The sequence below is a fragment of the Hymenobacter koreensis genome (genome assembly GCF_039541855.1).
Classification (GTDB): Bacteria; Bacteroidota; Bacteroidia; order Cytophagales; family Hymenobacteraceae; genus Solirubrum; species Solirubrum koreensis.
Map to the genome: position 1 here is coordinate 1 of NZ_BAABHA010000007.1, position 26838 is coordinate 26838.

Consider the following 26838-nt stretch of genomic DNA (forward strand, 5'->3'; position numbering starts at 1 on the left):
CTCCGCCTGCAACTTACTGGCTCGTTTTTCTTTAGCCCCCAACCAATTCCCAAACACGCTCTAAGTGGGTGGTTGTTCGGGGTCTTTTCCCCTACTTGCCGCCCTATGAAACTGCTCTACGGCTACTTACGCCATTACTGGGGGCTGCTGGTATTGGCCTTGCTTCTGGCCGCCATCAACCAGATTTTCTCGCTCCTCGACCCCTATATTTTTCGCAAAATCATCGACCAGTACGTGGTAAAGCCCGGTGGTACCTTGCACCGGCTTTCGTTCTGGCCATTCCTGACGGGCGGGGCGGGCCTGCTTATTCTGCAGGCCATGGGCGTGGCCATGGTGTCGCGCATTGCCAAAAACTTCCAGGATTACTACGTGAACGTCATCACGCAGCGCTTGGGGGCGCAGCTGTATTCCGACGGACTGCGCCACTCCCTGGACCTCCCTTACCAGGTGTTCGAGGATCAACGCTCGGGCGAGACGCTGGGCAAGCTGCAGAAAGTGCGCTCCGACGTGGAGAAGCTCATTCAGATGTTCGTGAACGTGCTGTTCACGTCGGTGGTGGGCATTGTGTTTGTTATGTGGTACGCGGCCACGGTGTACTGGCCCATTGCGCCGGCATACTTCCTCACCATCCCGCTGCTCGGCTTCATCAGTTCCTTGCTCAGCCGGAAAATTAAGGTGGTACAGAAAACCATTGTGGCCGAAACCACGGCCTTGGCCGGCGCCACCACAGAAAGCCTGCGTAACATCGAACTGGTGAAGAGCCTGGGTTTGGCGCAGCAGGAAACCGAGCGCCTGAACGCCACCACCGAGAAAATCCTGAAGCTGGAGCTGAAAAAGGTGCGCTACATCCGCTCCTTGTCGTTTGTGCAAGGCACGTTCGTGAATTTGCTGCGCAACGCCATTATGCTGATGATGCTGTTCTTGGTAGTGCAGCAGAAGATTACGGTGGGCGAGTTTTTCTCCTTGTTCATTTATTCGTTCGCCATTTTCGGGCCGCTGCAGGAGTTGGGCAACATTATTAACGTGTACCGCGAAACCGAAGCGTCGCTGGCCAACTTTCAGCAGATACTGGATACGCCGCGCGAGGTGAAGCCCAAACAACCGCAAGCCATTGGCTCGTTGCGGTCCTTGGCCTTCGAAGAAGTTCGCTTCCAGCACCTCTCGGCCAGCAGCGCCGCCCTCGACGGCATTTCGTTCCGCACCGAGCTGGGCGAAACCATTGCGTTTGTGGGACCGTCCGGTTCGGGCAAAACCACGCTCGTCAAGTTGCTGGTGGGTTTGTACCCGCCTGCTTCGGGGCAGGTGCTGTACAACGACGTGCCCAGCACCCAACTGGAGCTTGATGAGCTGCGCGAGCAAATCGGTTTTGTAACCCAGGATACCCAGCTATTCGCCGGCTCCATTCGCGACAACCTGCGCTTTGTGGCGCCGAATGCCACCGATGCTGAATGCCTGGCTGCCCTGCACCAAGCCGCCGCCGATTCGCTGCTGGCCCGTGCTCCGCAGGGCCTTGACACAGTTATTGGCGAAGGCGGCGTGAAGGTATCGGGTGGCGAGAAGCAACGCCTGAGCATTGCCCGCGCTTTGTTGCGCCGCCCTACCCTACTGGTGTTCGACGAAGCCACTTCGGCCCTCGATTCGCTAACGGAGGAGGAAATCAGCCGCACTGTGCGCGAGCTGTCGGCCACGCGGGAGCACCTGACCATTCTGATTGCGCACCGGCTGAGCACCATTATGCACGCCGACCGCATTTTTGTGCTCGAACGCGGCCGTGTGGCCGAGCAAGGCCGTCACCACGAGCTGCTGGAGCAAAAAGGGCTGTACTACGCCATGTGGCGCCAGCAAATTGGAGAGCGGCCATCATCGGCACCCGCGGCTAAACAGCTTGCGAAGGCGTAGCTACCCACCTTGTCGACCTTTTCTGCAACAAGCATATTATCAGTAGCTTGTTGATTGTTTACAGGATATAATCCTTGGCAAGCAGTTCCTGAATGTCATTAGATAAAATGTGGTGGGCGCCTGCTGTTCCCTGGCAAGAGCAGCAGCACTGTGCGAGCTACGAAAAATGAGGGCGGTTTCGTGTAGTCTTGAACTGAACCTTGCCCTAAGAGCCGCGAGCTTAACTACTACTCCCGTCTAGCCTATACATTTTAACGCGGCGGAGCACGAAAGCTCCACCGTTTGCGTTCTACAGCAGCAAGGAGGCTAAGAATTCAGCACCCCGTTTTTTTGGCCGGAAAGTTGCCTTCTACCGCCGTATCCACTTGACTTTTTTCGCATGAACTCCACCCGCATCTTCCGCCGCTTCGCAGGTTTGTTGCTTGCCGGCTGGCTTACGATTACCGGAACTGCGGTTTCGGCTCAAAATTCATCCGGCCAGCGCGACGTGCTGCGCGAAATCACCGACGTAGTAGGACTTAAGCCGCGCTTTGAGTTGCGTGCTACCTCCGATGTGGAAAACGCTGCGGCCGTGGTGTACGGGGGCAAGCGTTACCTCCTTTACAATCCGCAGTTTGTGGCTGCCGTGAACCGGGCCGGCCGCACCGACTGGGCCGGCATCAGCATTCTGGCGCACGAAATGGGCCACCACCTTAACGGCCACACCTTACGGTCGGGTGGCTCGAATCATTCCGATGAACTGGAGGCTGATGAATTCTCGGGCTTTGTGCTGCGCAAAATGGGCGCCAGCCTGGCCGAGTCGCAAACCGCTATGGCGGTGGTAGCTCAGGAAACCAACTCGCCTACGCACCCCGGTCGTTCGGTTCGACTGGGTGCTATTGGACGCGGCTGGCAGCAGGCCAACGGCCAGATTGTGGCCAGCGCCCGTACCTCGGCTCCGTCGGCAGCGCCGGTGGCCCTTGCGCAGCGTCCCGTTCAGCAAATGAGCCGTCCAGTGGCTGTGGTAGCCAAATCGGCACCGGTAAGCGTGGTGGGCAAGCTCACGTTCCGCAATAGCCCCGACGATCTGCTCTTTGTTACCAACCAGCTGAGCGTGGTGCGTTACGACCCGCAGGACCGCAGCACGCAAGTGGTGGGCCGACTAACCCGCTCTACCAGTACTGATTTCCCCTTCGTGCTGGTAGATGCCCAGCAGCGCCGCTTATACATCAGCACCGAAGGCGGGGTTTATAACACCCAAGGACAGCAAATTGGCCGCATGACAAGCCCTTCGTAATCAGCTTTATTCTTACAAAAAAAGCCAGCGCCCGTTCAGGTGCTGGCTTTTTTTGTTGCTTGCATCTTAGTTCTACTGCTTCTGGATGGCCTCACCCGAAGGCTATTGGTAGGGGCACATTTTTGCATTACACCAGCATTTCCTTCATGAAGACTTTGCCCTTTCTGCTCATCGATGCTTTTACTACCGAGGCGCTCGGCGGTAACCCCTGCGCCGTGGTGCTCGATGCCGATGACCTCTCGCCGGAAATGATGCAACGGATTGCGCGCGAATTCAACCAATCGGAAACGGCTTTCGTGCGCCGTTCCGCTACCGCCGACGTGGCCGCGCGCTATTTCACGCCGGTCGAGGAAATTCCGCTGGCGGGGCACCCTACTATTTCGGTATTCACCGCGCTAATGCACACGGGCCGTTTACCCCTTGCGCAGGCAACGCTGCAATTGGAGCTATTGCACGGGCCCGTACGCATCGACATTACGCCTCCGTCAATAGCTACAGCAAACCTACCGCTGGTACGCATGACGCAGCGCCAACCCGTGTTCGGTACCGTGCACGACCCGGCCGTGGTGCTGCCGTTCTTTGGGCTCACGCCCGATGACCTTCTGCCCAACGCCCCGGTGCAAACCGTAAGCACCGGCACGCCGCAGCTCATGCTGCTCCTGCGCGACCACGCCGCGCTGCGCCGCGCCCGCATGGCCGATGCGGCCGGTTATCAGGCTTACCGCGAGCAAAGCGACTTTTTCAGCCCGCACCTATTTTGCCTGGGCGGGGCAACGGCGGCCGGCCACACGTTTGCCCGCCATTTCGGCGTACCGCCCGACACCAGCGAAGATCCGGTAACCGGCTCGGCTACCGGGGGCATGTCGGCTTATTTGTGGCACCACGGCTATTTACCCGAGCCCGTGTTTGTGGCCGAGCAAGGCCACTGGATGGGCAGACCAGGGGCCGTTGAAGTTCGAATTACCGGTCCCCGCGAAGCCATCGAATCGGTACAAATTGGCGGTACGGGCGTGGTGGTAGCGGAAGGCACTTTCCGGGTGTGAGGTATAGACAGGTGATGGGAGGAACGATTGGCTACCTGCCGGGTTTATAAACAGAACCAATTTTGGTGCGTTTTTCCCTGCAGGCAAGCCACAAAACAGACCGTTTTCCGGTTGCATTACGCGTCACCCATTACCGCACCGCCTTTGTACCTACTATGCCTGAGTTACCCGAAGTAGAAACTTACCGCCGCTTCCTGCACGAAGTAGTGCTGCACCAAACCATTGCTGCCGTAGAGATTTTGGACGCCCATGTGCTGGCCGTAGAACCCGATATACTCCGCCGCGAGCTAGTGGGCGCCACCGTAACCGGTACTCGGCGCTTGGGCAAAAACTGCTTTCTGGAGCTTTCAACCGGCAAGGTGTTGGCCCTGCACTTTGGCATGACCGGCGACGTGGGCGCCTACCGCCACGACTACGATGTACCGCGCTTCACCCGCGTAGCGCTGCACTTGCAGGACGGCTTGCGCGTAGCTTTTATCGACCCGCGCAAGTTCGGCCGCATTCGGCTGGCAGACAATGTTACTGCTTTTCAGAGCGAGAAAAAGCTGGGACCCGATGCCCTCGACCTCACGGCCGCTGAGCTTGCTACGGGCCTGGCGAAAAAGAAAACGCTGATCAAGCCCCTGTTGCTCGATCAGCGCCTGACGGCCGGCCTTGGCAACTGGATTGTAGACGAAGTGCTGTTTCAGGCGGCGGTGCATCCGGAGCGCCGTGCCGCCTCGCTTTCCGCCGACGAAGTAACCCGCCTGCACGCAGCCGTGCAGCTGGTTTTGCGCACGGCCATCGAGCAAGAGGCCACTTATCGGCAGTTTCCGGCAACGTTTCTGATTCATGCCCGGGAGTGGGACACGGCCCCCGATCCGCAGTCCGACGCCCACCGCTTTTGCCCGCGCGACAAAGCGCTAATTGTAAAAAAATACGTTGGCGGACGAGCCACTTATTTTTGCACAGTTTGCCAGCCACAACCTCAACCAGAATAAGAGCAATAAAACTTCTGAAAAAAGCCGCTTTTAGTTACTAAAAGCGGCTTTTTAACTTACTCAACTCAGTGTAACCATAAGATTACCGCTATTTACTTTTAAGAATATAAAATTTCAATAATTGTCTTTTCCCGATAAGACATGAACTAAAAAAAGCAGGTGATTCGTTAGGCCTGCAACCTGAAAGACCGGATGGGCCGGGCGCTGTGGGGAGATTTTGTGCTGTTGTTATTGAAAAAACGCCTACTGAGTAATGTCGCTCATTATTCTTCATCCAAAACCCAAACCGTTCTTCATGAAGAAATTGTCCGTTTACCTGAGCCTGGCAATAGCCATTGCCGGCCTGGCCGCATGTGAGAAAGAACTAGAGGAAGTGACGCAGCCAACGGCTAAAGCGGAAGCAGCAGCGGTACAGTCGCCCAAGGAATTGCTGGCTACGGCTCCCTGGCGCCAAACTGGCCTGACCACCACCAGCAAAGACGTTTCGGCGCAAAAAGACGTGACGGTAAACGTTTTCGCCCGCTTGAAGCCGGCCCTGCGCGACAACACCGCCCAGTATTTTGCCGATGGCCGTTACGTGCTGGATGAAGGAGCCAGCAAAGCAAACGAGGCCGTAGAACAACAGAAAACCGGCAGTTACCAGCTCAGCGACGATGGCAAGACCCTAACCGTTACCCTCGATGGCGCCGAGCGCGTGTACCAGGTAGAGGAGCTTACCGCTACCGGGCTACGCCTGAAAGTAACCGACGGCGAAGGTGACGCGGCTGTGTCGTACACGTCTTCGTTTGGCCACTAATCATTCTAAGGGGGTTAGCTCCCCGCTACACCACCTGTAGCGCAAACGCCCGGCCGAATGGTCGGGCGTTTTGGCGTTAAAATACACCGTTCCAGTCTGGGTTTAGTACGAGGAAGCCGTAGCAAAACAGGTACCGAAACCCACCAGCAACACCAGCAGCATACCCAGCAGGTAATCTTTGCGGTGGCCCCGCTGACTGGTTGCAATGGCGGCACAGAGGTTTATTAGCAGCAGCATCAGGATGAATAACGCCATCAGAATCAGAAATCCAAGGCCAGCTTCGCCGCTGCCGCTGTTGAACAGGCGCAGCAGAACCGCGCCCACCAAGAGCAGGAGCAAATTACCGCCTAGTACGCGCTTGGTGTGTGGTTCCATGCCTATGTACTTAGTTGACGTCCAGGTGTTGTAGCGAATACCCGCACACGCCCAGGCCGATGAGCAAAAGCAACAAAGTGGAAAGTATCCAGGCGCGAGCCGTAGCTTTCGAGCCAAATAGCAGCCCCCACACGGAGGCTGCACCGTTGAAGAGCACCAGCGGAACCATCAGCCAGAACAACAGCAAAGCCGAGTCGCCTTCGGCCGTACCGCCCCAAATGCTGGTGGCAGCTGCCAACGCGAGCAAGACCACCAGATTAAAACCCAGAATGCGGTTGTTCATGGCTCCGAACGCTTTTCGTCATACGATTCCAGCTCCCCCAACTGATGCTACAGCATGGGCACAGCCCGCAGTTCTTCCAGCCGCGCCAGCTTTTCGGAGTCGCGGTAAAAGATATTCATGGTTTCGAAGGGAATGATTTTGAGGTCTTTGCTCACGATGTGCACGCAGGATTTTTTCACGGCGCGCACATCGAAGTTCCAAGCGTCCATGAACTGCAGAATAATAACGCGAAACAGGTTTTCATAGCGCAGCTCCGGGGCTTTTACCAGGGGCAGGCAGCACAGAATCTGGTTGAGCTCGGGCGTAACGGTATCCACGGTGTTGGCCGTGCTGAAGAGGCGCAGCAAGTGGCTGCGCAGGCCGGCGTCGCGCTCGTACACAATGGTGTTACCGGCGTTCTGGAGCAAATCGGCGGGCGCGATGTAGCGGGTCAGCGGAAACACCTCGCCGTCGAGCTTTAAGGCATAGCCCATTACAAGGGCATCTGGGTTGCAGGGCACGGGCAGCAGGTCCTGGGCCGAGAAAACCGGGCTTTGATCGAGAATAGCCTGCCGCACGTCGGTCAGGGAAAAGCGGTCGGTTTCGGGGTTGAAGTGGTCAAGGCGGCCGGCGGCTTGGGTGGGCTGAAACGTAACGCCGCGCACGCAACGCTGCTTCAGGGCAAAGTCGATGATTTGGCCCACTTCGTCGTCGTTCAGGCCCTTTTGCAGCGTGGCGACCAGCGTGGTACTTAGGTTGTATTTGTTCAGGTGAGCCAAGGCGTCGGTGCGCACCTGGCGCAGGTCGCGGCCGCGCATGGTTTCCAGCACCAGCTGCCGGAACGAATCGAACTGCAGGTACACCTCGAAGGCAGGCATGTAGGTGGCCAGCCGCGCCACAAAGGCTTCGTCTTTGGCCAGGCGCACGCCGTTGGTATTCACCATCAGGTGCTTGATGGGCTTGCGCTTGCACATGTCCAGGATTTCCCAGAACTGCGGGTGCAACGTGGGCTCCCCGCCGGATATCTGCACCACGTCGGGTTCGCCTTCGTTGGCCACCAGCACATCAATCATGGCCTCCACTTCCTCCAGGGTGCGGTGTCGGCCGTGCGTGGGGCTGCTTTCGGCGTAACAGGTGGGGCACGTGAGGTTGCAGCGGTCGGTTATTTCAATGACGGTGAGGCAGCTGTGCTGCTCGTGGTCGGCGCAGAGGCCGCAGTCGTAGGGGCAGCCGTAGTGGGTGGCGGTGTTAAAGCGGCGCGGCACCTCGCTCGGCTTCACGTAGTTGCGGATGCTCTTGTAGTACTCCACATCGGAGGCAATGCGCACCTTTTGCCGGCCGTGTTCGGGGCAGCGCTTGAGCATGTACACCGCGTTGTCTTCGAATACGATTTTAGCCTCAACGCGCCGCAGGCACTGCGGGCAGAGGCTTAGGGTGAAGTCGTAGTAAGTATAAGGGCGCTCAGGCATGGTGGAGTGGATAAACTTACGATGAGTTCCAAGCTTGACTACAGTGCGGTTTTACAGTCCGTCAACCTTATTCAAGGCTGTTGTTGGTTCAGCATTTGCCGCTTGACAGACCTGCGGAACCGGTTTCGTTCTTGCTTCAGCCTGAAGTATTCCGCCGAAGTATTAATCCTGGACGTAACAAAAGACCCGTCATTAGACCACGATGCAAACGGAATGCTGTTGCTGAAATAGTGCCGCCTTGCAGGCAAAGCAAGCACCTGCGCCACATCATTTACAAAACTCTGGACAACTGCGGCCTCCTCCAAGCTACCCTGAGCTTTTGGAGTCCAGTATGACTTCAAATAATACTTGTTCGCCCGGGAAGTTTCCAGAATATAGATTACTCCGTCAAACCCGCCCTTCCAGCCCGCAATTCGCTCTTCACTGGGGAGCGTTTCAAGCTGACGTTCGACGTAAGCCTGGTGAATTTTCTCACAGATACTGGCATCCAGTTCTTCTTTGATAATGAAATAGCGGTTGGTTTCGTCTTCTCCATACGGCACTACTTCCTTTACCCAGTTAACAAGGCTGCCTCTTAAGCCGTCTTTCTCCTGCCATATATCTACCACCTGTCCGCTCAACCAGAGTCGCAGGCAGAACGGCGCCGGACTAACGGCAACATCTCTCAGCTGAATCTTCTTTTCAAGATCCAGAACGTAGGAGCGCCAAAAATTCTCCTTTCTATCTTTCTCAATCTCAACGTTTATTATTTTTTGAGCAGATACAGTAGAACTTACCAATAAGCATAAAACGAACAACAATCTTTTCATCGGGCTATTTCCGTTTATTCGTTAATCTACTCACTCTGTCGATGAGGTATGGGAAGATGCCCCACCCACCTAAAGTGACTCGCTGTTCAGTTTATTTCCCACAGGCAGGCGCTATTCGTTGAATGGCTGTGCGTAGCACATTGCTATTTCTGAGGCGGGGCTGGCAGTACGATTTCCCGACTCAGATTAGGTACCAAGCGGCGCACGTTTTCCCAGTCTTTGCCGGCTGTATCAAGAAAGGCCCAGGTTTTACCCCCGTCGGTGGACACCGCCAGCAGCGTTGATTGCACAGTTTTGGTGTTGGCGCCCATCTGAAAATCGGAGGTTTGCGGCACGGTGCATTGCAACTCTCGGTCGACGGAGACAATGCGCGACGGCACGCCGTGGCTGATCTTGACCTGGACGCCCTGGCTGCTCATTTCCTCCATGTCCTTGCGCAGTTTCTTGGCCAGCACGTCGGCGCCACCTGCCACCCGCAGCACATCGGGGTGGATAAAATCGGCAAACGTTTCGAAGTCTGCTTTCAGAAAAGCTTGCTCCATGGCCGTCAACTGCGTGTCGAGGTTAGCGCGACGGGCAGCATCGGGCAGCGGCTTGGCTTGGCCGTAACCGAGGATGGGCGCCAAGCTGGCCAGTAGCATCAGCAAAAGGAAACGGGCGCGTAACCGCGCGAAGGCTACTACTTGCAGATGCATGGTTTGGAAACGATAAGAGTTCAGAACTGAAAGATGCGGGTTTTGCGCCTATACCGCACATTGGAATTTCAGCGGCCCAACCCAGCCGACCGGCTTGGCGCTGCTTCCCGCCCCCACAGCCACGCGTAATACCCCAGCCCCGCCACGCACGCCCACTGAATACTCGTAAGCCACAAACCCGGCAAGGCCGGTGCGGGCTTGATGAATTCCACCAGCAACCGGAACAGTAGGTAGGCAGCTAGAAACAGCCGGAACCGCCAACCGTCGGGCAGGGACTGGCGGCGCTCCAGCAGGTACAGAAACGCGGCCAGCATTAGCAGGAACAGGATTTCGTAGAGGTTGGTGGGGTGGCGCAGCACGCCGTCGCCGAGGTCAAGGGCCCAGGGCAGCGTGGAGGCCGTGCCGTAGGTGCCGTCTTCGAGGCCGGAGAGGAAGCAGCCGATGCGGCCTAGTACCATGCCCAGCAGCAGCGGGTAAACCATCAGGTCACCAGAGGAGGCGGTTACGCCGAGGCGTTTTTTGGTCATCTCCACGCCTATTAAGCCGCCGAGCAGGCCGCCCACGATGGTTTTATTGGTTAAGTAATACAGCCAGCCGCCGGGCGGCTGCAGCAGCTCTTGGGGGTGCTCGAGCAGACCCAACACCCGCGACCCAAGCAAAGCACCGGCCGCCGCTCCAATGAAAATCCAGAGGCGGTGGTCGGTGCTGATGCGGTCGGGGGTGCGCTGGCGCAGGTGCGTGTACAGCCGGTAGCCAAGCGAGTACGCCAGCACTTCGAACAGCAGGTGCGCCGGCAGCATAAGCGGGCCGAGCTTTAACTCAACGGGAAACGTCACGCGGAAAACCAGTAGCGCCGGACGCGGGTGCACCCGGCGCTGGCAAGTTACGCGGCCGGCTCGGCGAGGCAAGCCACTTCGCGCAGCCGGCGCTGCACCTGCGGCAAGGTGGGCGCTAGCTGCTCAAAGGAGTCGAGCACGAAGTAGGTGGTCTGGAACACGTCTTTGCGGAAGGCTGTGTCGAGCACTTTGTTGATGTCGAACGGCTGCCGGGTGGGCTCCGCACTCAGGCTAAAGCGGGTTTCGCCGGCCGAGGACAAAATGCCCGCGCCGTAAATGCGTGCCTCGCCGCTGCCCGGGTCGTGCATCAGACCAAACTCCACCGTAAACCAGTACAGGCGTGCCAATAGCTCCACGGCGTTGGCATCGGAGGCGTGCAGGGTACCAATATGGCCCAGCTGGTGCAGGAAGCTGCAAAATTGCGGATTGGTGAGCAGCGGCACGTGGCCAAACACGTCGTGAAACATGTCGGGCTCTTCGAGGTAATCCAGCTCGGAGAGCTTGCGCAGCCAGGTGGTGGCGGGAAACTTTTTGGCGGCCAACAGACCAAAAAACAGCGCATCGTCAACGATGCCCGGCACCGCCACCAGCTCCCAACCGGTGAGGCGGCGCAGCACCTGGTTGGTTTCGCGGAAGTCCGGAATGCGGTCGGCCGTGAAGCCGATGCGGGCCAGGCCTTCCATAAACTCCGGTGCCGCCCGCCCCGGCAGGGCCTGGAGCTGGCGTTCGAACAGGAGTTTCCACACCTGGAAGTCTTCGGCGGTGTACTGATCGTAGTGTTGCTGGAGGGCACTCATGGCACAGGTTTTTGAAGTGGGGTAAAAAGAAAAAGCCCCTCTCCGGCTATCGGAGAGGGGCGAGTAGAGGCGTTTGGTGAGCCGGCGCTAGGTGGTTTGCGCGGGTACCGTCGTCCATACACGACCGTTGCCGAAGCCAGAAGGCGGGCAGGTCATGTAATAATAATAAGACGACAGGTTGAAGCGGGTCATGGGGCAAAGATGGGGGTTTTTACTGAAAAATCACTCTTTGGTTGAATAGGTCATAAAAATTTTGCCACTTTCCGTCGAATTTGATTTCGGTTCTTCCTTCAGCGGGAGACTGGGCAACCAGTTGACGGCTTGACCTGCCTGCCGTTAATCATGCCTGGAGGCAAACGTGAATTAAATGGATGGTAACGTGGGAAGCAGAAGAGGCATTAGCCATTTAAGCGGGATACGCCGGATGGTTGCCGAGCTCGTTGTTTTGCTTTTCAGCTTTGCGGGTTAAGGCCGTAAGCCAGGAGCGAGTAACGTCGGATTCGCTCTGGTAGCCGCGCTGGCGCACGTTGCCATAGTCACCGCCGTGGTCGGGCAGGGCGCGGTTCAGCCAGCTGAGGGCGTTAACGGTGGTGCCCGGAGCCAGGCCGTGGGCCAACGACAGCAGCTTGGCGGGCAGGCCGAGGATTAGCTCGGCGTCGCCGCGGCGGCAGGCGTTCCAAATCTGGCGGGCGGCGTACTCGGCACTCATGGTGAGGCCGGGCAGCGAATCGGCAATCATAAACCAGCTGAACTCCTTTTGGTGCTGGCCTTTTACGATGGCCTGCCGGGCCGAGCCGGTACGCATCAGGCCGGGGCAAATGGTGGTAATGGGTACCCCGTAGCGCAGCATTTCGGCCCGAAACCCTTCGGAGAGGCCCACCAGCGCGAATTTGCTGGCGCAGTAAGGCGCCATGTGCGGCACGGCTACTTTGCCACCGAGCGAGGCAATGTTCACGATGCGGCCCGAGCGGCGGCTGATCATATCGGGCAGCACGGCGCGCATGGCGTGCAGGGGCGCCCAGAAGTGGGTTTTCATCGACTCCTCATAGTCGCGCTGCTCCATATGCTCCAGCGGGCCGCCGGTAATAATGCCGGCGTTGTTTACCAGCACATCTACGGGGCCTAGGGCCTGCTTTACCTCGGCCACTAGGGTTCGTACCTCAACCTCGTCGGTCAGGTCGCGGGTAAAGGCCAGTACTTCGGCGCCGTTGGCAGCAAGCTCCAGCCGGGCGCGTTCCAGTTCCTCGGGGTCGCGGGCGCAAATGGCTACGCGGGCACCTTCGGCCACGGCGTAACGGGCCAGCACTAAACCCAGGCCGCGCGAGCCGCCAGTAATAAGCACCACGCGACTGGCCAGGCTATAGGAGCCACGGCGGTTCGACCAGAGTGTGGCCGCCAAGGCGGCGCCAAGGCCGGCCGCGGCCAGCCAGGAAGTACGGTTCTGCTTCATACTTATACTTTATGGAGCTGAGGCCGGAAAGGTTACACGCGCAGACAGCAGGGTCCGCCGCAAACCTGCGTACGGCGGGAATAAATTAGCCGCCGGTTGCGTTAGTGGCTGCGCGGGTCAGTCTGGCATTATATTTTCGTGTCCCCAAATACGGCGCTGCTTCCGATACTTCCGGGCCCGGTAGCGCCGCCTCACTCCTACTCTCTTTCGCATGAAACGCACGCTGCTTGCCGGTTTGCTCCTCGTAGGCGCCCCCGCCGCGTGGGCCCAAACCGCTACCGTTAAAACCAAGACCAAATCGGAAACCGACGGCACTTCGGTGAAAACCAAAACCGCCGCGCCTGCTCCCGCCGCGGCCCAACGTGCCCCCGCCCCCAAGCTCACCGACGAACAGATTACGGCCAAAGCCCGCGAACTGACGCTCAACCTCAAGCAGGGCCTGAGCCTCTCGCCGCAGCAGGAAGTAAAGGTTCAGGAAATCAACGAACGGAGCATTCGGCAGGTAGAAACCGCCCGTGTGCAGTACCGCTCGGATCTGCGCAAGCTCAACCTGACGGTAGACGATATTGGACAGGCCCGCCTGAGCGCCCTGAAGGATGCCCTTACGCCAGCGCAGTTCGCCCGCTACCAGCAGCAGCGCGAGAAGAAAATGGGTATTCCGAACGTGCAAGGCGTTCAGGGCAATGCCGTGCCGGGGTTGCGCGGTCAGGAATAAGCCGATGTGTCGCCAGGGGTAAGGAGAGCGGGTCGCTAGCTGTTTTCCATCACCAGATACGCACTCGTTCGGGCTAACACCCACTGAACTAGTTCGTTACTTTTTTATGTAGTTTATAGCCTGTTACTATGTACCGCCCTGTTACTAGGAGCGAAAACGTGAATGGCAGGCTGTGCCATTGGTAGTCCATTCAGTAGACCAACCGTAGGGCTTCGCCCACTTGTCCGCAGCCCGCGCCAGGCGTGGGCAATGGGAAAAAGCAACAGTATATTAAATGCGCCGCTTGTTTCAGGCGAGCGGATAATTCTGGGGTTGGCCATCGGCACTGCGTGGTTAAGCAGGCGATATGTTGGTAGCATAAATGTTTAGATTTACCCACCTTTTTAATGACGTCGTGTTATGAACAAATTTGTATTGCTTATTTCCGCAGTTGCCTTTGCCGGGTGCGGAGATAAAGAGAATTCCTCTCCCAAAATCCCCGACAACTCGGCGGCGGTAAAGATTAACGGGGTGGCCTTTCCCATTGACCTGAGCAAGTCCGAAGTTATTGTCACCAACCAGACCAGCGACCTGCTTGTCATTCTGCGTACCAGCCAAGGCATCAACGGTCCACGCGTGCTCATGCAACTGGACGAGTTCAACAAGCGGGCGGAAAAGGTGAACCTCAGCACGCAATCGACCAGTGTCATTGCTTTGGATGAAACGCCTACGGGTGGGCCCCAGCACGGCTCACGTGATTGCGACCCGGTGAACCGCAGCATTGAGATTGTGTCTTACGACGAGGCGAAGCGAACCGTAAGCGGCCGTTTCTCCGGCAACCTGTGCAGCACTATGCGCGGGCCCGTCACCAAAACGGCTTCGGAAGGCGAGTTTAATTTACCTTTTAAGCTCCAATAACTCAAAACCCGCTGTGAATGCGAAAGGGCCTGTTTTCGTTTAGGAAACGGGCCCTTTCACTGCGCAGTCGCTTGGCTGAGGCGCCCGCGGGTATCCGCGGCCCTTTTCGTTTTGGAACCAGCTGTCTACTTGTTAAATGTATCCAGCGCCAGCTTTACGATAATGGCGCACACCACCACCAAAAACAGCACCCGCACGAAGCCCACGCCGCGTTTCACGGCCATGCGGGCCCCCAGCGTGGAACCGAGCATGTTGCAGGCAGCCATGGGCAGGGCTATGTGCCAAAGGATTTGGCCGGTATAGGCGAAGAAAAGCACGCTGGTGAGGTTGGTAGCAATGTTAACCAGCTTGGCCGAGGCGGAGGCACTCAGGAAATCGTAGCCGAACAGGCCCACAAAGGCGAACAGCAAGAAACTGCCGGTGCCGGGCCCGAAAAAACCGTCGTAGAAGCCCAGGCCCACGCCCACTAGCACGCCGTAAAGCGGCTCGCGGCTTTCCGATAGCCGAGGGGCATGAATGGAGCCGAAGTCCTTGCGCCAGAACGTGTAAATGGCAATAACCACTAGCAGCCCCAGTACCAGCGGCCGCAGCAATTCCGAAGGCAACAGGCTGACTACCCGCGCACCTAGAAACGAAAAGATACCCGCCGCCACGGCCGCCGAGCCTACGGCCGGCCACCGAATGGGTACCTGCCCGGCGTACCGCCGAAACGCGGCCGTAGTACCCGCCAGCGACGATACTTTGCCGGTGCCCAGCACGGTGGGCACCGGCACGCCTTTCAGCAGCAGCAGCATGGCCGGCAGCTGAATGAGCCCGCCGCCGCCCACAATGGAATCCACAAAACCGGCCAGGAAAGCAAAGGCGCACAGAAACGCCAGCGTAGAATCGAGAAAAGACATGGGCGGCGAAGATAACAGGCCGGCTACGTCCGTGTTAAAGTAAAACCCGAATCTGTGCGTCAGCTCTAGCTAGTCGCCCACCAATTCAACGCCCAAGGGTTTTACACGTACTTGCGCTCCGGGCCCTGTTGCCTTTCCACTGATGACGCATCCCCTTACGCACCGCGACAAAATGCTCACCCTGGCCGGGGTACTGCTGGCCATGTTTCTCGGTGCCCTCGATCAAACCATCGTTTCCACGGCCCTGCCGCGCATTGTTGCCGATTTACAGGGCCTGGACCGCTTTACCTGGGTGGCCACGGCCTACCTGGTAGCCAGTACCGCGCTAGTGCCCATTTACGGCAAGCTGGCCGATACGTACTCGCGCCGCACCATTGAAATTACGGCGGTAAGTATCTTCCTGCTCGGCTCGATACTGTGCGGACTGGCCGGTGAGTTTGGCCCGCTGCCCCTGCTCGGCGACGGCATGCCCCAGCTCATCATCTTTCGGGCCATTCAGGGACTAGGCGGCGCGGGCTTGTTCGCCATGGCCTTCATCGTTATTGCCGATTTGTTTCCGCCGGCCGAGCGCGGACGTTACCAAGGCTACGTGGGCGCAGTATTCGGGGTATCATCGGTGCTTGGGCCGTTTTTGGGCGGCTTGCTCACCGACCACGGCGACAACCTGATTCCCGGCGTGGAAGGCTGGCGCATGGTGTTTTACGTGAACATTCCATTCGGCGCGCTGGCTCTGTGGTTCATTCTCACCCACATGCCCGCGCTGCGCCCCCAAGGTGTACCACGCCGCCTCGATTGCCTGGCCGCCGCTCTGCTGATGGCCGGTTTAGGTCCGCTAGTGGTGGCCTTGCAGCTCAACAAAGTAGCGTACCCGTGGTTGTCGCCCGTAACGCTGGGGCTACTGGCGGCCGCGGCCGTTCTGCTGGCGCTGTTCGTGCTCCGCTCCCTGCGGTCCGACAACCCGATTCTGGCGCTGAGTCTGTTTGAAAACAAGGTATTTCGTTCGGCCAACGCAGCCATGTTTCTGCTGGGCGGCGGCTTCCTGAGCCTCATCATTTTCGAGCCGCTGTTCATGGTAAACGTGCTGGGCGAATCGGCTACGCGGGCGGGCATGAGCTTGATTCCGTTGTCGCTGGGCGTGGTATCGGGCTCCATGCTGGCGGGACAAATGGTGTCGCGCTTCGGGCATTACCGCCGCTGGATGCTGGCGGGAAACGTGCTGCTGCTGGTTGGCCTGGGCCTGATGAGTACCCTTTCAGAAGCCACGACTTACACGCAGGTGCTGGTGTATCTGTTCGTGTGCGGCGTGGGCGCCGGCCCCAGCATGCCGCTCTACACGCTGGCCATCCAAAACGCCATCGAGCCCAAGCTGATGGGGCAAGCCACGTCGGCCAGCCAGTTTTTTCGGCAGATTGGCGGCGCTATGGCCGCGGCCGCCCTGGGCACCTTGCTGACCCTGAGCTTGGCCAAAGCAGTGCCAGCCACCGCGGCTACTTCGCCTTCGTCGCCGCCCGCGGCCCAACGAGCCGTGGTGAGCGAAGGACCGGCGCTGCCTACCGGCGCTACGCCCGAGGGTACCCGCCAACCGGCCCATATCCGGCAAGCCTTTTCGGAGGCTATTTCGCGCATTTACTTGCTCGTAATGGGTGTAGTGGCGCTGGGCTTGCTGGCTACGCTGCTGGTCCCGGAATTGCCGTTGCGAAAAACCAACGCGGGCGCCCCGGCAGTGGTAATGGACTGAACGCGCCCGGCGTTTAACTCGGCCACGTTTCTGAAAATACCCGCAGCGAATCCGCTGAAGCCACATTCAGCCGGTTATGCCGCCTCGCCTGGCGGCGCTAAACCAAGCTGCACGGTAACATCCGGGCCAGTTTTGGGGTTGTGAGGCCTTACACGTTGCTTACCATGAACTCCTCCCCTTCGCAACCCCTGCGCCTGAGCGTACTCGATCAGTCGCCCATTCGGCAGGGTGCTACGGCCCACCAGGCGCTGCAGGAAACCCTGGCCCTGGCCCAACTCACCGACCGCCTGGGCTACACTCGCTTTTGGGTGTCGGAACACCACAATACCGGTTTTCTGGCCGGCTCCTCGCCCGAAGTGCTGGTGGCCCACCTGGCCGGCCACACCCAGCGCATTCGGGTGGGCTCGGGCGGTGTGATGCTACCCCACTACTCCGCCCTGAAAGTGGCCGAGAACTTTCGGCTGCTGGAAGCCCTGTTCCCTGGGCGCATCGATCTGGGCCTGGGTCGCGCCCCCGGTACCGACCGCCTCACGGCCCACGTGCTGAATCCTGCCAATACCTTCAGAGACGAAGATTTTGCCGCGCAGCTCATGGATCTGCGCGCTTTTCTGCGCGACGAAGAAGTGCCCGACACGGTGCACACCAAAGTGAAGGCCTATCCCCAAACCGATACCACGCCCGAGCTGTGGCTGCTGAGCTCCAGCGGCCAGAGCGGCTTGTTTGCGGCCCACCTGGGCATGGGCTTCTCCTTTGCGCAATTCATTAACCCGGTGGGCGGTCCGCGCATGATGCAGCTCTACCGCGAGCGGTTTCAGCCCTTAGACTTGCTGGCGGCCCCGGCGGCTAACGTAGCCCTGTTCGTGCTTTGCGCCGATACTGAAGAAAAGGCCCGGCAGCTGCAAACTTCGCTCGACTTGCAGCTCCTGCGCATCGGACGGGCCGAGCGCGGCGGCTTCCCGACCTACGACGAAGCCCGGCGCTACAATTACACCACCGACGAGCTAACCCAGCTGCAGCACAACCGCCTGCGCTACGTGGCTGGTACGCCCGAGCAGGTACGGAAGCAACTGGAAAAGCTGGCTGCCAGCTACGGGGTCGACGAGGTAGTGGCTACCACCATCACGGCCGATTTTGCTGACCGACTGCGCTCCTTCGAGCTGTTAGCCGAAGTTTTTGCCCTTTCCACCGCAGGACAACCAACGGCTAGCACGGCAATGGCCTGAAAAAATCCGTAGGCCTACCGTAACCGCTCGTTTCCGTGGCGTTATTGCAGCTTTCTTTTTCTGCCTATGCACCGCCCCCGTTTCACCAGCGCCGGTTTGTTGTACTGGATTGCCGCCCTTGGTTCCCTACTGGTGGTTGTATCGGATTTGATCGAAGGCAACGCGTCGAAAATCGTGGGCTCGGCGGCGTTGCTGGGCTCGTTTCTGCTGCTGGCTCTTTACCCGGCGGCTACCGAGCGGCCGCGCTGGGTGGGCTGGCTGTCGATGGGCCTGGTGCTGGTGGCGTTGGGTAGCTTAGCGTACCGCCTCACGCGGTCGGCCGCTTAACTCCCTGGTTTAGGCTCACCGTTAGGTTATTCTCCCCGACTCTCCCTCTCCGCTGCCACCCGTCCATGCCCACTACGCCGCCTGCCACGCCCGAAGCCCTGGTGCCCGCCGCGCCGCCGCAGGCCTCGCTCTTCGCCCGCCTTGGCCTCGACTGGTTTCTGCTGGCGCTGCTGCTTATGGTGGGCGCGGCTTATCTGTGGCCGGATTTCGGCAGCAAAGCCAGTCCCGTGCCCTGGAGCACGGTTATAACTTGGGGCGTAGCGGCCATTTTTTTCCTCTATGGCCTGCGCCTCAGCCCCGAAAAGCTGCGCGCCGGCATGCGTAACTGGCGCCTGCACGTGGTGGTGCAAACGGCCACGTTCGTGCTGTTTCCGCTGCTGGCCCTGGCGGCCCGGCCACTGTTTGCCGGTCCTACGCAGGAAGTGCTGTGGCCCAGCATTTTCTTTCTTTGCACGCTCCCCTCCACGGTTTCCACGTCGGTGGTTATGGTATCCATTGCGGGTGGGAACATGCCGGCAGCCATTTTCAACGCCAGCATTTCCAGCCTGCTGGGCATTCTGGTTACGCCGCTGTGGGTAGGCGCGGTGCTGCACACCAGTGGCACCGGGGGCGACTTCGGCGGCATGATTCTCGACCTGTCCCTGCAGGTATTGCTGCCGGTGGTGCTGGGCGTGCTGTTGCACCGCTGGTGGGGCGCCTGGGCCGAGCGCCGCAAGCAGCAGCTGCGCGTATTCGACCAAGTCATCATTCTGCTGATGGTGTACACCTCCTTCTGCGAGTCGTTTGCGCAAGGCGTGTTCCGCAGCTACGGCTGGGGCGAAGTGATGGGGCTGGCGGCCGGCATGGTGGCGTTGTTTCTGCTGGCTTACGGGCTGATTACGCTTTTGAGCCAGCTGTTGGATTTCACTATCGAAGACCGAATTACGGCTGTATTCTGCGGCTCTAAAAAGTCGCTGGTGCATGGCACGGTGCTAGCCAGTGTACTGTTTCCGGGCGCGGCTGCTACCGGGGCGCTGCTGCTGCCGCTCATGCTTTACCACGCCCTGCAGATTATGCTGGCCAGCAGCATTGCGCAGAAGCTGGGCCGACGCCCGGCAGCGGCTTCGTAGCTAACCGCTGGCCAGGCACAGCGCCGTTCATTATGGGCCGCGGCCCATCCGCCCCTTCACATGTTTATGGGATTTCCACGGCTGTTAATCCCGTGTAGGTTTGCGGTGCCTTTAACCTACGCCCATGAAAACGCTTGTGCCTTCCTTTTTCCGCCCATTTAGCCTTTGGAAGCAACTGATAATGTTGGCCTGCGGGACGCTGGGTTTTGCGGGATTGGGCCAGGCCCAAGGGTTTGCCTGGCAAACCACGCCGCAATTTCCGCTCGGGTCTAAAATTGGTCTGGCCGCTTCCGGCGACTCCAGCCTGGTTACGTCCGTGTTGGGGGGCGTGCTCCGCACGGGTAACCGCGGCCGCACCTGGTCCCTAACGCTGCGCACGCACCAAGTGTACGCCCTTTTTAGCACCCGAAGCGGGCAGCTGCTAGTGGGCGGACTGGGCAAAATATACCGCAGTCAAAACGCCGGCGCCACTTGGGACTCGGTCGCGCTGGCTACCCCGTACCCGGTTGTGTCCTTCACCGAATCTGTGCAGGGCGGACTGTTTGCGGGCACCGGCGTGGCGACACTGAGCGGCGCGCTGGGTGACGGCGTGTTTTACTCCGCCGACAATGGCCAGACCTGGACAGCCCGCAACGCGGGCTTCGGTAGCGGCCGGTTTGTTAACCAGCTGGCCGCCGACCGTTCGGGCCGCGTGTTTGCCGCCGCTACGGATGAAGAAGTAGGGCGCCAGCCGGGGCTCTACGCATCGGCTGATCAGGGCCTGAACTGGCAGTTCCTGCCGATACGCATCAACGGCCGGCAGTCTATTCCCGACGAGCTGACAGCTTACGAAGTAACGTCGCTGGCCGTAAGCCCGCAAGACTCTTTGCTTTGCAGCTTCTCGGGAGCCGCTGGGCCGGTGGCCGTGCAGATAAGCCTGGCCAAAAGCCTCAACGACCTGGGTAACCCGGCCCAGTGGTGGAGCGTGCAGCCCGGTAATGGCGGCTCGATGTGGTGGTATAACTCTCTTCTGTTCCGCCTGCATATCGCCCGCAATGGCGACTGGTACGCCTCGCGCACCGGCAGCAGCAACAGCGGCGGCACGCTACGCTCCATCAACCGGGGCCGCAGCTGGAGCTTAGAGCGCGCCGGCTTGGGCCTGAGCGTGCACGGCTTTCGCGAAGCACAGCAGTTCGCCGAAATGCCTGACGGCGAGCTTTTCATGGTGCAAGAACTGGACGAGCAGGTATACCGCACCCGGGCCAGCGTAATTACTGCCGCCGCTCCAACGCGGCGGGCGCAGTTTCTCGTGTACCCCAATCCAACCTCCGATGTGCTTCGCCTTGACAACCGCACGGGGCAGGCCATCGTGGGCATTAGCCTGACGGATATGCGCGGACAAACCGTGCGGACGTTTGCTGGTCCGTTTGGGCCGAGCTCGTTCCTCGACATCCAAGCTGAAAGACTTGGTGTATACTTCCTGACGGTAAAACTAGCTCAGGGGGAAGACCTTCGTCAAAAAATAGTAAAATACTAAGTTGTAAATTACTTACCCTCCAAAATACAGGACGCTTGGCTAAACGCATCAGCAGTACCGATAAATCATTAGTCGGCCTCTACGCTATATAATGACACCCCAATTAGAAGTCGTTGCTGTTAAAGCAGGTAAGCGCAACTGGTTTTCTATTTGAAAGCCGTGTAGTATTTTTACGGTTTACCCTGCCTACGATTCCCCTCGTTTTCTGCCATGAAGAAATGCTTCCTCCTGCTGGCCCTCGTACTCGGCTTCACTTGTTCGGCCATGGCCCAGAACCCCGGCAAGGAGTTGTTTAAAGCCGTCATGAAAAACGATGCTGCGGCCGTGGAAACGCTGTTGCAAGGCGGTGCCGACCCCAATGCCCCAGTAGAAGTAATGCCCGGTTTTCGGACCAGCTACCTGATTACGGCCGCCACTAATGGCAACTTGGCGGTAATTAAAGCCCTGATACAGCACAAAGCCCAGGTTAACGCCAAAGATGCCGGCCAGGAAACGGCCCTGATGGTGGCCGCCGGCAAAGGCAACCGCGAAATGGTGGAGTTCCTGCTGGCCAACGGCGCCGATGCCAAAGCCCAGGACAGCCAGGGCAACTCGGTGCTGACGGCGGCCAAAGCCAGCGGCAACGCCTTGGTGGTAACCCTGATTGAGTCCAAGGCCAAGTAGTCAACAACTTCTGGCCCGGTACTTACCGCACCGACTCGTAGCCGCCCAACACGCCTTTCTTCGACAGCACCAACTGCCATACCTGGTTGTGACGGGCCCGAAACGCGCCGGCACTGGAAAGCAGGTAGTACTTCCACATTCGGTAAAACCGCTCGTCGTACGCATCCCGCAGTTGCTCCCACTGCCGGTCGAAATTGTGGAACCACGCCCGCAAGGTGGTATCGTAGTGCACGCTGAGGTTGTGGCAGTCTTCCAGCACAAAAACGTGCTCCATGGCTGCGCTTAACTGCTTCATGGAAGGCAGCAGGCAATGGGGAAATATGTATTTGTGGATGAATGGGTCGGCAGAGGTGCGGGAGTAGGCCATGCCAATGGTGTGCAGCAGAAATAGGCCGTCGTCTTTCAGACAGCGGGCGGCGGTTTGCAGGTACGTACGGTAGTTGCGGTGCCCCACGTGCTCGGCCATGCCAATGGATACCACGTGGTCGAACTGCTCGCGCACGTCGCGGTAGTCCTGGAGCCGGATTTCCACCGGCAGGCCCAGGCACCGTTCCCGGGCCAGCTTTACCTGTTCGCGGGCTAAGGTTATGCCCACTACTTGGGCCCCGTAACGCTCGGCGGCAAACCGGGCGAAACTGCCCCAGCCGCAGCCAATATCGAGCACCCGCTGGCCGGGCTGCAGATTGATTTTGCGACAAACCAAATCCAGCTTGTTCTCCTGCGCCTGGTTGAGGTCGGCGGCATTTTTCCAGTAAGCGCAGCTGTAGACCATGCGCTCATCCAGCATCAGTTGGTAGAGCTGGTTGCCGATGTCGTAGTGGTGCTGGGCATTGCGGGCGGCGCGGCCCCGGGCCTGCCGGTTTAGCACCCTGGTAAACAGAATTTCCAGCTTGCTTTTCCAGCTCAGCCGCGCGGCATGGTACAGGTCGGCGCGCAGGGCGCGGAAAATAAACTGATCTAGTTGGTCGCAGTCCCACCAGCCGTCCATGTAGGATTCACCCAATCCCAGTGTGCCTTGGCTGAGCACGCGGGGGTAAAACTGGGGGTTGTGGACTTGTAAATCCCAAGGATTAGGGCCGTTGAGCTGCACGCCTGTCGGGGCCAGAATCGTGGCTACGTGCTGTTGGAGTTGTTCCGCCTTCATGCCTTCACTAGCCGTTGATGCATTGCCAGAGTTAAAACACAATTCGACTAAATCAAAATACAAGGGCCTAACTCTTCCATACACGAGACTGTATCCGCTCGTAAAAGGACCGTTTCCACAATAGTGCACCGTCCTGCTTGTGGCAAGATTAATTTTCATTTAGCGAGAAAAAATTTCACCAACCTGCGCTACATTGGAACCAACCCCATACAAGCCAGCGTATTGCCGCCGTACAATCTTTCCCCAAATGATTAACACGTACTTAATTGAAGCCGGCTTTTACGAAGTGCGCTGGCCATCGGCTCCCGAGCTGGGCTCGACTTTCGTGCGGCCTGGCCGGCGGCAGTCGGTTCGGGTGTTCCTGCCCCACAACTCGCAGGAAGTAGAGGTATACGCCGGCGACCTACTCGACAGCAAGCTGGTGTACCGTGGCCCCGCCGCCGATGCTGCCCAGCTTAGCCTGCTGGCCCTGCACAGTAACTAACCACCACATTTCAACCATTGCGCGAATTAGGCTAGCCTCTACCAGCGCAGCTAAATGAAAAAGCCCCGCCGGCAGCTGCCGGCGGGGCTTTTCATGTAACATGAGGATGCTGTACTAAGCTGTTTGCTTGCGGCGGCCTTCCAGAATGCGGAAGAACGAACGGGTATTGATTTCCTCCCGCGTGAGGCCGGTGGCCACAATTTCCTCCTCGGAAATGGCGCCGCAGTTCAGGGCTTTCAGGAAAAAATTAAGCAAGCCCTGGCCGGTGGCGGCGTCGTCGAAAATGTCACCGGTGAGGGTGGAAATGGCGGCGCGCTCCACGAACGTTTTCAGACGGTTTACCGCGTCGTCGTAGCTGCTGAGGAAGAAATTGTAGGTAGCGGCGTAACGCATGGGCAGTTGCGCCGGGTTTAGGTCCCAGCCCTGGTACAGGCCGTTAATGAGCGAATGAGTGGTGTGGTGGAAGCCCTGACGCCAGGCGTTGTGCACGGCGGCGCGGTTTTCCTTCATCTGCTCAAACGTGAGGTTGTCGCCGCGGTGCGGACCAATGGGCATCACGTTGGTGGCGCCGTCGGAGAGGAAAATGCCGGTGCCGCCGAGGGCCACTTTGGTCATGTGGTGGGCGAAGTCGCACACCGGATGGGCCATGGTTTGGTACTTGGCCGTAATGCCGGCCGAGGCGGTGTAGTCGTAGGTGCCGAAGTGCGCGGCTACGCAACGACCTTCGCTGGCCCTGATGATGCGCATGAGCGGGTTGCGGCCTTCCTCGTCCATGATGATTTGGGTGGCCTCCACCATCGTCTCCATTTTCAGAGTGCCAGGCGCGAGGTTGTTGGCCTGCTCAATGAGTTCGAACAAACGCACCATGGTGGCCATCTGCTCGGGAATGGTCACTTTGGGCAGCATCACCACGAAGTTGTCAGGCAGCTTGCCGCCGGTTTTTTCCAACAGCGTAGTCAGGAAAATATCGAGCGTGCGCACGCCGCGGTCCTTCAGGTCCTCGGTGAATGGCTTGATGCGGATGCCGATAAAGGGCGAGATGGTGCCGTTCTGCATGCCCAAGGCCAGCTCGTTGGCCGCCTGCACGGCGGTGGCATCTTCCTCCACATCGGGACGGTTGCCGAAACCGTCTTCGAAGTCGATGCGGAAATCCTCCACCGGTTCGCGCTGCAGCTTGCTCACGATTTTGTTGTACACGGAGTACGCCAGCCAGGCCGGCTCCTGCTTCCGCTCCTCCGCCGACATCCCGTCTAGCTTGGCCGTGAGGGCCGCAATGTCTTTCTCTGACGTGGGCAGGTGCTCGTGGTTTTTCAGGTGCAGCACGTTGGCCAGCTCCACGAAATTCGGCGCGTAGGTGCGCAAATTGTTCAGGGCAATGTCGCCCATGCGCACGCAGGTATCGGCTTTGAACAGATTAGCGCCGCCGTACACGGTGTGCACCGCTTGGCGGTCGGGTTTGTCGCCGGGGTAGGTTTGCTGGAAACGCCGGTTGGCTTCGCCGAGTTGGTCGAGCAATTGGGTTTTGGCGGCATCTTGGAGGCTAAGCTTCATGTTTGGGGAAGGAGGCAAAGGGGAGGAAAGGCAGAAAATCTACTAGAAGCCAGGGCTAAACTTAGCTCCCCTCCTTATTTTCAAGGAGGGGTGGCCGCAGGCCGGGGTGGTTTAGCTAGGGCTAAGGAATCAGAAGTTAGAAGTCGTTTAACGATTGGTCAACCACCCCTAGCCCTCCTCAGCTGAGGAGGGGAACTAGCTCTAGTTAACTGTTCACGAGCCGCGGTAGGTACTGTAGCCGAATGGATTCAGCAGCAGCGGAATATGGTAGTGTTCGGCGGCATTCAGGTTGAACACAATTTCCACAAACGGGTAGAAGTTTGGGACGCCCTGCTGCTCGAAATACGCTTGGGTGAAGAACTTCATTTTGTACGTACCCAGCGGCAGCAATTGGCCTTTCGGCAGCAGATCGGGAATGCGGCCGTCCTGGTTGGTGGTGCCCCGGGCCAGTTCCTGCCAAGCTTCTTCCTGCTCGGCAAACAGGGCAATGGTAACGCCGGCGGCGGGCTTGCCCTTGGTGGTGTCGAGAATGTGGGTGGTTATCTGACTCATGCGGCCAACAGCTTTTCCAGCCGAATTCGGGTGATTTTATTCTGCTCGCGGGCAGCCAGCAGGATTTCATCGTCGGGTTTATTTGGCAGCCGGGCTTGCAGAATGGCCAGCATTTCCTCGGCTGTTTTGCCGGTAGCAAACACGATGAAGATGTAGCCGAATTTCTGCTCGTACTGGCGGTTGCCTTCGGCTAAGGCTTGCAGCACTTCTTCGGAGGTGTTTTTCACGCCGGCCTGCTCGCCTTCGGCCCAGTGACTGGTGCTGGCAAACTTCGTCCTCAAAGACTCCACGTCGCTCCCGATTTTGGGGTGATGCGCAAACGCCTCGCGCCAATCGGCTTCCGACAGGCTGTTCCATACGGTGTTAGCGCGGTCCATCAGCGTATCCGCATCGGCTACGGGAAACAGGGCCAGCATTTGCTGCACCCACGCCATAGAGCCGCAGCATTTCTGCAGGGCCTCGGCCAGCGCGGGTTTGTCGAGTTGGTTGATTTCGGTCAGGGTCATGGTTGTGGGAAGGGGAATAGTGGAGCCACGCTCATGCAAGAATGACGTTTGCTCACCATTCCAGGAGTTACATCACCGTGGGGAAACGGTTGACGTTTTTGTAGTAGATGTACACCGAATCTTCTTGTCCGATGGCCGTGGCCCACTGCTGGCAGTACGGCGCCATCCAAATGGAGTCGCCCTTTTTCACTGGGTACCAGTGCTGATCGAGCATGTAAATGGCTTTGCCCTCTAGGTACATCAGACCGTGCTCCATGATGTGCGTTTCCACCATGGGCAGGTTCCCACCGGTGCTGTAGGTGAAGATGTTGACGGCCATATCGAACGCCAACTCGTTTGGCAGCAGCTCCTGAATGCGCAGCGCCGGGTCGTTCATGTACACGGGGGCCTGCTCAATGTCACGTTTACCGAACAGCACGCCCGGCACCGCGTAGCCTTCCAGCGGCTCGTATGTTTTGTGGAACGTGAGGATCTGGGTACCCTCCCTGGGTTCGGTGAACAGGTATTCTTTCCCGATGGGCACGTACACGAACTGGCCCGGCGTGAGCGTGCGCGTTTCCCCATCCACGGCGACTTGCGCCTCGCCTTTCACCACGTAAAAGAAGATTTGCGCGGCCTGCGTCCGGCCTTCCAGGCGGCCTCCATCGCGCAACGTAATGAGTATTTGGGCCAGTCGGGCGCCCATTTGCTCGTTAATAATAACGTTAACGGTGCAGTTGGTCCAGCCCGGCACGTTGCTGTTGATGTAGCCATCGGGCGAAATAATGGCGTGGTTGCGCTTGACAACGGACCGGGTAAGGGCAGATATTTCCATGCGGAGGGGGAGA

Annotated in this window: 28 protein-coding genes; 14 read left to right on the forward strand and 14 right to left on the reverse strand. The window is 58.7% G+C overall.

The genetic code is table 11. The annotated features are described in order from the left end of the window. The first annotated feature begins 105 nt into the window (after positions 1–105). The 5 genes from ABD903_RS11655 to ABD903_RS11675 all read left to right on the forward strand — a co-directional run bounded on the left by ABD903_RS11655 (position 106) and on the right by ABD903_RS11675 (position 5994). Positions 106–1899, forward strand: coding sequence for an ABC transporter ATP-binding protein (locus ABD903_RS11655; protein ID WP_345224390.1), 1794 nt, complete (start codon positions 106–108; stop codon positions 1897–1899). A gap of 379 nt (positions 1900–2278) precedes the next feature. Next, positions 2279–3175, forward strand: a complete 897-nt coding sequence (locus tag ABD903_RS11660) for a M48 family metalloprotease (protein WP_345224392.1) — start codon at positions 2279–2281, stop codon at positions 3173–3175. 146 nt (positions 3176–3321) lie between these two features. Next, positions 3322–4218 carry a PhzF family phenazine biosynthesis protein gene (locus ABD903_RS11665; protein ID WP_345224394.1) on the forward strand — a complete coding sequence of 299 codons (897 nt, stop codon included), beginning with the start codon at positions 3322–3324 and terminating at the stop codon, positions 4216–4218. A 155-nt stretch (positions 4219–4373) separates the two neighbouring features. After that, positions 4374–5198: a DNA-formamidopyrimidine glycosylase gene (gene mutM, locus ABD903_RS11670; protein ID WP_345224396.1), complete on the forward strand. Its 825-nt coding sequence runs from the start codon at positions 4374–4376 to the stop codon at positions 5196–5198. A gap of 295 nt (positions 5199–5493) precedes the next feature. Beyond that, entirely contained in the window at positions 5494–5994 is a 501-nt protein-coding gene (locus ABD903_RS11675) for a hypothetical protein (protein ID WP_345224397.1), read from the forward strand. A gap of 102 nt (positions 5995–6096) precedes the next feature. On the opposite strand, the gene ABD903_RS11680 is transcribed toward ABD903_RS11675, so the two are convergent. The 8 genes from ABD903_RS11680 to ABD903_RS11715 all read right to left on the reverse strand — a co-directional run bounded on the left by ABD903_RS11680 (position 6097) and on the right by ABD903_RS11715 (position 12687). After that, positions 6097–6369 carry a hypothetical protein gene (locus ABD903_RS11680; protein ID WP_345224398.1) on the reverse strand — a complete coding sequence of 91 codons (273 nt, stop codon included), beginning with the start codon at positions 6367–6369 and terminating at the stop codon, positions 6097–6099. A 10-nt stretch (positions 6370–6379) separates the two neighbouring features. Next, positions 6380–6652 (reverse strand): hypothetical protein, encoded by a 273-nt coding sequence (locus tag ABD903_RS11685; RefSeq protein WP_345224400.1) that lies wholly within the window; start codon positions 6650–6652, stop codon positions 6380–6382. 47 nt (positions 6653–6699) lie between these two features. Then, positions 6700–8100 (reverse strand): radical SAM protein, encoded by a 1401-nt coding sequence (locus ABD903_RS11690; protein WP_345224402.1) that lies wholly within the window; start codon positions 8098–8100, stop codon positions 6700–6702. Positions 8101–8171: 71 nt separating this feature from the next. Then, a complete protein-coding gene (locus ABD903_RS11695; RefSeq protein WP_345224404.1) occupies positions 8172–8909 on the reverse strand; it encodes a hypothetical protein in 738 nt (245 codons plus the stop codon). A 143-nt stretch (positions 8910–9052) separates the two neighbouring features. After that, the gene (locus tag ABD903_RS11700; protein WP_345224405.1) at positions 9053–9604 is read right to left on the reverse strand and encodes a hypothetical protein; all 552 of its coding nucleotides are present in this window, start codon (positions 9602–9604) and stop codon (positions 9053–9055) included. Between the two features lie 68 nt (positions 9605–9672). Further along, positions 9673–10440, reverse strand: a complete 768-nt coding sequence (locus ABD903_RS11705; RefSeq protein ID WP_345224407.1) for a prolipoprotein diacylglyceryl transferase — start codon at positions 10438–10440, stop codon at positions 9673–9675. A 47-nt stretch (positions 10441–10487) separates the two neighbouring features. After that, positions 10488–11237, reverse strand: a complete 750-nt coding sequence (gene phhA / locus ABD903_RS11710) for a phenylalanine 4-monooxygenase (protein ID WP_345224409.1) — start codon at positions 11235–11237, stop codon at positions 10488–10490. 406 nt (positions 11238–11643) lie between these two features. Next, positions 11644–12687, reverse strand: a complete 1044-nt coding sequence (locus ABD903_RS11715; RefSeq protein WP_345224410.1) for an SDR family NAD(P)-dependent oxidoreductase — start codon at positions 12685–12687, stop codon at positions 11644–11646. A gap of 211 nt (positions 12688–12898) precedes the next feature. On the opposite strand from ABD903_RS11715, the gene ABD903_RS11720 reads away from it, so the two are divergent. Next, positions 12899–13402, forward strand: coding sequence for a hypothetical protein (locus ABD903_RS11720; protein ID WP_345224412.1), 504 nt, complete (start codon positions 12899–12901; stop codon positions 13400–13402). 399 nt (positions 13403–13801) lie between these two features. Then, a complete protein-coding gene (locus ABD903_RS11725) occupies positions 13802–14299 on the forward strand; it encodes a hypothetical protein (protein ID WP_345224413.1) in 498 nt (165 codons plus the stop codon). Between the two features lie 125 nt (positions 14300–14424). Here ABD903_RS11725 and ABD903_RS11730 read toward each other — a convergent pair whose 3' ends face one another. Continuing rightward, positions 14425–15198, reverse strand: a complete 774-nt coding sequence (locus ABD903_RS11730) for a sulfite exporter TauE/SafE family protein (RefSeq protein ID WP_345224415.1) — start codon at positions 15196–15198, stop codon at positions 14425–14427. A gap of 142 nt (positions 15199–15340) precedes the next feature. Between ABD903_RS11730 and ABD903_RS11735 the strand changes: the two genes are divergently transcribed. The 6 genes from ABD903_RS11735 (at position 15341) to ABD903_RS11760 (ending at position 21774) form a co-directional block, all read left to right on the forward strand. Further along, the gene (locus tag ABD903_RS11735; RefSeq protein ID WP_345224417.1) at positions 15341–16936 is read left to right on the forward strand and encodes an MDR family MFS transporter; all 1596 of its coding nucleotides are present in this window, start codon (positions 15341–15343) and stop codon (positions 16934–16936) included. A gap of 164 nt (positions 16937–17100) precedes the next feature. Then, entirely contained in the window at positions 17101–18159 is a 1059-nt protein-coding gene (locus tag ABD903_RS11740) for an LLM class flavin-dependent oxidoreductase (RefSeq protein WP_345224419.1), read from the forward strand. Between the two features lie 66 nt (positions 18160–18225). After that, positions 18226–18486, forward strand: coding sequence for a hypothetical protein (locus ABD903_RS11745; protein WP_345224420.1), 261 nt, complete (start codon positions 18226–18228; stop codon positions 18484–18486). Positions 18487–18551: 65 nt separating this feature from the next. Further along, complete coding sequence (locus ABD903_RS11750; RefSeq protein ID WP_345224422.1) at positions 18552–19595, forward strand: bile acid:sodium symporter family protein; 1044 nt, start codon at positions 18552–18554, stop codon at positions 19593–19595. A gap of 124 nt (positions 19596–19719) precedes the next feature. Further along, entirely contained in the window at positions 19720–21111 is a 1392-nt protein-coding gene (locus ABD903_RS11755; protein ID WP_345224424.1) for a T9SS type A sorting domain-containing protein, read from the forward strand. Positions 21112–21321: 210 nt separating this feature from the next. Beyond that, on the forward strand, positions 21322–21774 hold the full coding sequence (locus tag ABD903_RS11760) for an ankyrin repeat domain-containing protein (protein ID WP_345224425.1): 453 nt from the start codon (positions 21322–21324) through the stop codon (positions 21772–21774). Positions 21775–21796: 22 nt separating this feature from the next. Here the strand turns inward: ABD903_RS11760 and cfa are convergent, their stop codons facing one another. Next, positions 21797–22918 (reverse strand): cyclopropane fatty acyl phospholipid synthase, encoded by a 1122-nt coding sequence (gene cfa, locus ABD903_RS11765; RefSeq protein WP_345224427.1) that lies wholly within the window; start codon positions 22916–22918, stop codon positions 21797–21799. Positions 22919–23165: 247 nt separating this feature from the next. Here cfa and ABD903_RS11770 point away from each other — a divergent pair, with 247 nt between their 5' ends. Continuing rightward, positions 23166–23402, forward strand: coding sequence for a hypothetical protein (locus ABD903_RS11770; RefSeq protein WP_345224429.1), 237 nt, complete (start codon positions 23166–23168; stop codon positions 23400–23402). Positions 23403–23516: 114 nt separating this feature from the next. Here ABD903_RS11770 and ABD903_RS11775 read toward each other — a convergent pair whose 3' ends face one another. From ABD903_RS11775 to allE, 4 genes are all read right to left on the reverse strand, one after another. Next, complete coding sequence (locus ABD903_RS11775) at positions 23517–24953, reverse strand: DUF6986 family protein (RefSeq protein ID WP_345224431.1); 1437 nt, start codon at positions 24951–24953, stop codon at positions 23517–23519. A 213-nt stretch (positions 24954–25166) separates the two neighbouring features. Further along, the gene (uraH, locus tag ABD903_RS11780) at positions 25167–25505 is read right to left on the reverse strand and encodes a hydroxyisourate hydrolase (RefSeq protein WP_345224433.1); all 339 of its coding nucleotides are present in this window, start codon (positions 25503–25505) and stop codon (positions 25167–25169) included. Continuing rightward, the gene (uraD, locus tag ABD903_RS11785; protein WP_345224435.1) at positions 25502–26011 is read right to left on the reverse strand and encodes a 2-oxo-4-hydroxy-4-carboxy-5-ureidoimidazoline decarboxylase; all 510 of its coding nucleotides are present in this window, start codon (positions 26009–26011) and stop codon (positions 25502–25504) included. The genes uraH and uraD overlap by 4 nt, the downstream gene beginning before the upstream one ends. A 67-nt stretch (positions 26012–26078) precedes the next feature. Then, the gene (gene allE / locus ABD903_RS11790; protein ID WP_345224436.1) at positions 26079–26825 is read right to left on the reverse strand and encodes a (S)-ureidoglycine aminohydrolase; all 747 of its coding nucleotides are present in this window, start codon (positions 26823–26825) and stop codon (positions 26079–26081) included. Positions 26826–26838 lie beyond the last annotated feature (13 nt).